Origin of the sequence: Polaromonas sp. CG_9.7, from assembly GCF_015752205.1 — a bacterium.
Taxonomy (GTDB): domain Bacteria; phylum Pseudomonadota; class Gammaproteobacteria; order Burkholderiales; family Burkholderiaceae_C; genus Polaromonas.
This window is the reverse complement of the sequence record NZ_JADOVG010000042.1, coordinates 1-2,496: the sequence shown is the minus strand read 5'-3', so window position 1 is coordinate 2,496 and position 2,496 is coordinate 1. Positions and strand designations below refer to the sequence as shown.

Genomic DNA, 2,496 nt, shown 5'->3' with positions numbered 1-2,496 from the left:
GTCTATCGTCTCAAATTCAGTGCCTGCCCAGCCCATCGTTTTCCTTCAAATCTTTCTTGAGGGGAATTTTGCCGGAGTTGTGTATAACGAAATGGATTAACCGTAGGGCGGCGGCCACCAATCCTGCGTCTTGCCGTAATGCGATCCAGCGGCGTGCCTTCTGGACAACTGATCTTGCCCCTGTTTTCCATACTTCATAGCTGCCTATTATGCGGATTTCCTGTCTTGCTGCTGGGCCGCGATCCAGCGTTGCTCAAACATCATTGGGCTGACGCAGCCCATTTCATGGATGCGGGAGCCTCAGTACCCAGTAATTGATTTTTCCATTGGTACAGCGTCGGCCTGCTCACGGCCAGCTTTTGTGCAATGGCTTGCGCACTTGTCTGCCGGGTGCACAGCTCGATTGAACAGCTGTCTGCTTTAGCGCTTGAGGGCGCGGCACGCTGCGCGCTTTGCCGACAATGCGTTTCCTCGTTTCGGGATGCAGCTCGTTGAGCCAGGCTGCGAGCGTTTTGCGGCACGGGTATCCCAGTGCCTTCAGGGTTCCAGCCAGGCAGCGATCATGGTCCAGGTAGTGCCGGGCGGTATGCGTCCGGCAAACACACATTGAAGGCTTGCTGACATTCAGAGATAGTGTGCGCGATGAACATCATGCACACCATTGCGAGCGAGACTCGCACCCCCCAAGTCCCCAAGCGACGGTTCTACAGTCCCGAACTCAAACTGCAAGTTGTCGGAGCCTGCGCCCAGCCCGGCGCGTCCATTGCCGGGGTGGCAATGCAGCACGGCATCAATGCCAACATCGTGCACCGCTGGTTGCGAGAACACAGCCAGGGCACACTGGTCAATCGGCCACAGACCTTTGTGCCTGTCACATTGAATTGGGCTGCAGAGCCGGCAACCGTGCAGCCCACTGCTGACATCCGCGTTGAGGTCAAACGCGCCAATACCACCATCGTCGTGCACTGGCCACTTGCCGGTGGCGCCGCCTGCGCGCAGTGGCTGCGCGAGTGCTTGAAGTGATTCGCATCGACGCGGTATGGCTGTCCACCGTACCTCTGGACATGCGCGCCGGCACGGACACGGCGCTGGCCCGCGTGGTGGGTGTATTCGGTGCCGCCCACCCCCATACGGCCTACCTGTTTGCCAATCGGCGTGCCAACCGCATGAAGGTGCTGGTGCATGACGGTATCGGCATCTGGCTGGCAGCAAGGCGGCTGCACCAAGGCCACTTTGTCTGGCCCCAGACCCGTGCTGCAAGTGCGCCCGGTGGCGTCAATCGTGTGAGTTTGAGCCGCGCCCAATTGGATGCCTTGGTACTGGGCTTGCCCTGGTCACGCATCGGCGAGGGCGGCATTATCAGCGTGGTGTGATTCTGGATTACGAGGTGCGTTTGCGTCTATTGGGGGATGCGCCAATAGGCAATTTTCGGGGGCACGGGCACACTTGCGTTCATGGTTGTCGCACCCGAATCACTGTCCGGCTTGAACGCAGATCAACTGCGCGAACGCGTCACTGATTTGATCGCACAAGTTGCTCGCAATGATCAGGAGATCGGTGCGCGCAGTCTGCAGATCAATGCACTCGACCAGCAAATCGCCAGCCTGGACCAAACCATCTCCAGCAAAGACCGCGAGATCCTGTACCGCCAGACCAAGATCGACCAGCTCACGCATGAGATGGCAGTGCTCAAGCGCTGGAAGTTTGGTCGCAGCCGCGAACAACTCGACGCTGGCCAGGCTAGTCTGCTTGATGAAACCATCGATGCCGACATCGCCGCTATTGAGCAAGAGCTTCAGGACCTGGCGCCACCGGCCAACGCAGCCAAAGAACCCCGCCAGCAACCTAAGCGCGCAGCCTTGCCGCCAGAGCTGCCCCGCGTTGAGCTGCACCACGAACCCGACAGCACCACCTGCACCTGTGGCTGCCAGTTAAAGCGCATCGGCGAAGACGGTGGCTGTCAAGGAAGTTGTCGCCTAAAGTGAAGTGGAGTCAGGCTGCTTTTTGCGTGTGTTGAGACTCCTTGATTTGCGGGGTTTCTGGGTTCAGGTGCACGACATCGACATACGTCCACTGGCGAGGCTGCCCTGACCAGCGTTGGGGGTTGTTCTGGCGGGCTCGTTCATAGACGAGCTTGCGCTCCTCAAGCAGTGCCAGGTCTAAGCCGGCATGGCGCTGCGCTGGCGTCACGAAGGCAATCGCGCTGTGGCGATGCTGATCGTTGTACCAATGCGCTAGCTCCGTAACCCAGCGCCGCGCAGCCAGCAAATTTTCAAACGGCTTGACGGGTAGCTGGGGGCGGTACTTCAGGGTTCTGAAGGCCGCTTCCACATATGGATTGTCATTGCTCACGGACGGACGGCTGCGCGTGTGGGCCACTCCCAGGCGCTGCATGGTTGCCAGCATGGTTTCGCCCTTCATGGGCGCGCCGTTGACGCCCTTCTGTTTGTCAAGCGGCAATTTGAGATTGCGCAATTTCTTTTGCGCGTTGACGGA

Annotated in this window: 4 protein-coding genes and 1 pseudogene; 3 read left to right on the top strand and 2 right to left on the bottom strand. The window is 59.2% G+C overall.

Going from position 1 to position 2,496, the window contains the following annotated elements:
- Positions 1-281: 281 nt before the first annotated feature.
- Positions 282-577 (bottom strand): annotated as a pseudogene (locus IWX87_RS19385) (IS3 family transposase); the annotation flags it as partial.
- 74 nt (positions 578-651) lie between these two features.
- Between IWX87_RS19385 and IWX87_RS19380 the strand changes: the two are divergent.
- The 3 genes from IWX87_RS19380 to IWX87_RS20105 all read left to right on the top strand — a co-directional run bounded on the left by IWX87_RS19380 (position 652) and on the right by IWX87_RS20105 (position 1,985).
- Complete coding sequence (locus IWX87_RS19380; RefSeq protein ID WP_196865134.1) at positions 652-1,023, top strand: transposase; 372 nt, start codon at positions 652-654, stop codon at positions 1,021-1,023.
- Positions 1,011-1,373 (top strand): IS66 family insertion sequence element accessory protein TnpB, encoded by a 363-nt coding sequence (gene tnpB, locus IWX87_RS19375; protein ID WP_196865133.1) that lies wholly within the window; start codon positions 1,011-1,013, stop codon positions 1,371-1,373. Before IWX87_RS19380 ends, tnpB begins: the two co-directional genes overlap by 13 nt.
- 81 nt (positions 1,374-1,454) lie before the next feature.
- Entirely contained in the window at positions 1,455-1,985 is a 531-nt protein-coding gene (locus tag IWX87_RS20105; protein ID WP_196865132.1) for a hypothetical protein, read from the top strand.
- Between the two features lie 7 nt (positions 1,986-1,992).
- Here the strand turns inward: IWX87_RS20105 and IWX87_RS19365 are convergent.
- A partial coding sequence (locus tag IWX87_RS19365; RefSeq protein WP_231374934.1) for an integrase core domain-containing protein occupies positions 1,993-2,496 on the bottom strand: 504 nt, incomplete at its 5' end.

Excerpts from the sequence above, each read along its gene's own strand:
- IWX87_RS19380 (WP_196865134.1), top strand. The coding sequence starts at position 652 with ATGCACACCATTGCGAGCGAGACTCGCACCCCCCAAGTCCCCAAGCGA.
- IWX87_RS20105 (WP_196865132.1), top strand. The coding sequence starts at position 1,455 with ATGGTTGTCGCACCCGAATCACTGTCCGGCTTGAACGCAGATCAACTG.